Source organism: Thermococcus sp. (assembly GCF_027052235.1).
Classification (GTDB): domain Archaea; phylum Methanobacteriota_B; class Thermococci; order Thermococcales; family Thermococcaceae; genus Thermococcus.
This window is the reverse complement of sequence record NZ_JALUFF010000029.1, coordinates 1-4,585: the sequence shown is the minus strand read 5'-3', so window position 1 is coordinate 4,585 and position 4,585 is coordinate 1. Positions and strand designations below refer to the sequence as shown.

Annotated in this window: 3 protein-coding genes; all 3 read left to right on the top strand. The window is 52.7% G+C overall.

What is annotated here, in order from left to right; translation table 11 throughout:
* On the top strand, positions 1-984 hold a 984-nt coding region (locus MVC73_RS03420; protein ID WP_297506935.1), incomplete at its 5' end, for an NDP-sugar synthase.
* Positions 985-1,053: 69 nt separating this feature from the next.
* Positions 1,054-3,405 (top strand): STT3 domain-containing protein, encoded by a 2,352-nt coding sequence (locus MVC73_RS03415; RefSeq protein WP_297506933.1) that lies wholly within the window; start codon positions 1,054-1,056, stop codon positions 3,403-3,405.
* 33 nt (positions 3,406-3,438) lie between these two features.
* On the top strand, positions 3,439-4,585 hold a 1,147-nt coding region (locus MVC73_RS03410; protein ID WP_297506931.1), incomplete at its 3' end, for a lipopolysaccharide biosynthesis protein.

The window sequence follows — 4,585 nt, the reverse complement described above, 5'->3', positions numbered from 1 at the left end:
ATAATGGCCGGCGGCTATGCGACGAGGCTCTGGCCCATAACCAAAGACAACCCCAAGGCCCTCTTACCAGTCGGTGAGAAGACGATACTCGACTACATCATGGAGAAAGTCGGCGAGCTTGACCTCGAAACGTACATCTCGACCAATCGGTTCTTCGAGGCCCATTTCAGGCCCTACGCGGAGAAGTACGGTGCTGGATTAATCGTCGAGGATACCCTCCATGAGGAGGAAAAGTTAGGGACGATAGGTGCGATGAAGAAAGCGCTCGAGGAACTTGGGCTGGACGATTACCTCGTCATAGCCGGCGACAACCTCTTCTCCTTCTCCCTGTCGGACTTTCTCCGCGCTTACGACGGCAGGACTCTCATTGCTGTCTACGATGTCGGCGACCTTGAACTGGCAAAACGCTACGGTGTTGTCGTCCTCGAGGGAGATAAAGTCGTCTCCTTCCAGGAGAAGCCTCCCCAGCCCCAGTCCACGCTCATAAGCACCGGCGTTTACGTCTTCCCGAGGGCAGTGATGGAGCGTATAGATGAGTACCTCTCCGATGGAAACAGGGATTCCCCGGGCTATTTCATCCAGTGGCTCCTTGAAAAGGGTGCGGAGATCAAAGCATACCGCTTTTCAGAGTACTGGTACGACATAGGCTCGGCGGACAGCTACCTTGAGGCCCTTAAGACCCTCCTCCGGGAGAGCCACATCGAGGAGATCCAGATAAGCCCCTATTCCAAGATAATCCCGCCGGTGGTCATCAAAAGGGGTGCCAAAATCCTCGGCCGCTCCATCATCGGCCCATTCGCCTACATCGGCGAGAACTGCACAATAGAGAACTCGGATGTGAGCGATTCGATAATCTTCAGGGACACGGTCATCAGGAACTCCACGATATGGCGCTCCATCATCGACGAGAAGTGCGAGATAAGGAACCTGGAGCTGAGGAAGAGCCTCGTTGGCGGCCACGCGAAGATACAGCGGGGAGAATGAGGAACGTGCACAATCCTTATATTACTCCCGAAAGTACTGCCACAGGAATAAAGAAAGGCTGGTGAAACCATGGGGGGCAACAAAGTACTCCAAACTCTTCTGTCCCTTAATGAGCGAATTCTGCGCCCGAGGTACGCCCTTATCCTACTCACCATTTTAGCCGCTGTAATCCGCCTCATCCCGATGCGCTTCAAGTACCTCCTCGGCTACGACCCATACTTCCACTTAGCATACACTCGCTATGCTCTGACCCATGGCTGGGTGAACTTTTTTCCCTACGCTCTTGGTCCGTGGGGCATTCAAATACGGCTCTTTCACCCCCTTGGCCTCTGGATGACTCCCGCGTACATTTATAAACTCATTTCTCCCTTTGGAGTTTCTCTCTACAACGCCTTCCGTATTACTCCGGTTATCTTCGGCGTTCTCACTGTGGTCTTAGTGTATTTCTCAGTTCTTCGAGCCTATGGTAAAAGGGAGGCCTTTTTAGCGGCTTTTCTCTTGGCGGTTAGCTTTGCCCACGTCTTCCGTTCGATGGCTGGCTACTACCGCGGCGACAACTACATGCTCTTCTGGTATGCCGTTGGACTCGCGGCCATTGCCTCTGCCCTTACCTGCCGCTGCAGCCGCTACGTGCGCTTTGCGCTCTACCTCGTTCCAGGCCTCTCGGCGGGACTCGCCGCCGCGTTCTGGCAGGCCTACTACCCTATATTCTCCATCTTCCTATCAAATTCACTCCTCCTTGCCCTTGGGGCTTTTCTCCTTGGAAAAGATGAGAAGGTCACCGACGGGCTTGCCGTCTCCCTCTCCCTCCTCCCCGGTGTTTTACTCGCCAACTGGATTGGTGAAAAGCTTGGCTATGGCATGACGGGGGAAACGAGGTGGCTCGGGAAAAACCTTGCCAAGGAGCTGGGAGTTCACTTTGGGATCCTGAAGGACGTCTTCCTCATCGTCTTCCTCAAGTATGCCCTGATCTTGTCTATCCTCGCCATTTTGATCCTCATTCTAATCGCGCGTTTTACAAAAGATCGCCGCATCAGGTGGGCCGTTGCTCTGATTGGAGTCACGATCGCCTTCTTCTTGACCTTTAGGTACTACGGTATCGTCGAGGAGGCTTTTCATAGAATTTTCCCCGTTGCTCCTATCGGGGAAACCCAGAAGACGAACTGGCCCAACTGGTGGGAGGCCTACGGCATCTCCGGAGTTCTGTTCCCCCTCTTTTTCCTCCGCTTCCGCAGGCCTACAACTTCCGACTTCCTCATTCTGGGGACTGCGGTAGTTTTAATCCCCATGACCCTCGTCTGGACGAGGTTCCTCTTTGTAGGTTCCCTCGCGGTGGCCATCTTAGTCGGGATAGGGCTTGTCGATACGTTTGAGTTTCTCTCCTCAAAGGTGGGTGCAGAGTGGAAGCGGGCGGCCGTTGCAGTTCTACTTCTTTTGCTCCTTCCATCGGCCTCTGCATATCAGGGGTTCTCATCAACTCTCGCCGTTCACCCATTCGTTGATGACCATTGGGCCGATGCTTTGACGTACCTCGGAGAGCACTCCAGCATTAACGACGTCGTCCTTACCTGGTGGGATCAGGGGCACTGGGTGACCTACTTCTCGAACAGGGCGCCCGTTGCTCAAGGAAGTCCAAGTAGATGGGTTGCAAAGTACTACCTTGGTCTCATTCCCAGCAAAAACCTGATGGGTGCCGGCGTTGACTACGTTATCGTCTCCTACGACACCCTCGGGGAGTTCGGGGCTGTGATGGACACCGCGGGGGTGAACGAGAGCGATTATGCCCTCGTCATTCTCCACCTTGATTCCTCGTATGGTGGAGTCTTTGTGTTCTCTAATGGGCCTTACTCTCTCATGGCCGCCCCGGGGAAGACATGGGACGTAAAGGTCAGTCTTAGGGGACAGGTTATCATCCCAGCCGAGGTTTTCGTTGAGTCTGGGAAGGCCCTCACCCGGGTGGAGCTTTCCAGCAGGCCAACCGCGCCCGTTTATGTATACATTAACCTCAACTACGGCTACGCTGTGATTATGAACAGAAACGCCTTCGACACGGCCCTCGCGAAGCTGATGTTTACGAACGAGTATCCTGATTATTACAAGCTCATCTACTCCGATGGAGGGCTTGTGAAGATCTTCAAGTTCGTCCATCCCAACGTTATTGTCACCTCCGAGAACAATTCGGTCGTCTTGAAGTTCACTAACGCCACCGGAACTGGCGTTGGGATATATGGCTACCTCGACAACGGGACTCTGGTGTTTAAGAAGTGGTACAGTGTTGCGGGGAAAGACGAGTTCCTGCTTCCTGAGAACCTCAACGGGAGCGTCGTTATCAGGTATACTTACAGTAAGGGAAAGACCGTGTGGGATAGGGGGGTATTTAGGATCAGGGATGTTATTGAACAAGACCAAAACCAGCGCTGAGGTTGAACCATTTTAAATCATGGAGGCCATGAAATGCTTGAACTCATAAAACGGGAGTTTGGAAACATCAAAAGTCCCCTCTACAGGAACTCCATCTACATCTCACTCTCCTCACTCACGACAGCACTTGCGGGTTTCATCTTCTGGGCCGTGGCGACGAGGCTTTATCCAGCTGGCGAAGTTGGAGTAGCTTCCGCAGTCGTTTCCGCATTAAACCTAACCTTCCAGCTCTCGATGCTTGGCATGAACTACGCTTTAATCCGCTTTTATCCAGAATACAGTGAGAGGGCGGCGGGAACTGCTCTCTTTGTGACATCTATTGCCAGTTTGGTTTTTTCCCTCGTTTATGGCCTGCTTATGGTAAACTCAAAGGCCTTCCGCGGCTCCTCACCAGCCGTGTTCTTAGCAGTCTTCGTGGTTTTCTCTATTGTTGGGACTGCCTATAACGTCCTCTCGACCTACGCCATAGCCAGAAGGAAAGCGGAGCACAGCTTTATCCAGAGCTTGCTCTTCTCGGCAAGGTTTGCTTTTCTGTTCATTCTCACTGCCCTTGGAGCGCTGGGTATAATCTCATCCTTCGGCCTTGGCCTGCTGTTGGGCTTACTCTATGCTCTGGTTTTCGTTGGAGGGGTTCTGCCGCGCCTTGACCGCGAGTTCCTGAGGGATGCCTTCAGGTTCTCCCTCGGGAACTACATAGCAGGAATAGCTAATACTGCTCCGAACTACCTGATGCCAACCCTTGTATTGAGCATGCTCGGGAAGGAGGAGGCGGCTTACTTCTACATGGCCTTTGCGGTGGGGAACCTCATACTCTTTGTCCCCAACGCGATAAACACCTCCTTTTTCGTCGAAGGTAGTCACGGGCTTAAAAATATGAAAGGAACCCTGAAAAAAGCGGTATTTTTTAGCTACATCTATCTGGCCTTCGCAACGGTTTTCGTCTGGCTCTTTGGTGGTTATATTCTGAGGTTCTTTGGGGAGGGTTACGTTGGTAGTCTTGGGCTTCTTAAGTTAATGGTCCTTGGAGGATTCCTTGTCGTCCTGGTGAACTTCTCGATAACTGTCTTGAACATCCAAAAGAGGGTGAGGGAAGTCGTGGCAATTAACGTGACGAAGGCTGTTCTCTTCCTCGGGCTGAGTTATCTGCTCATGCCGAGGCTCGGGATTGAGGGTGTTGGCT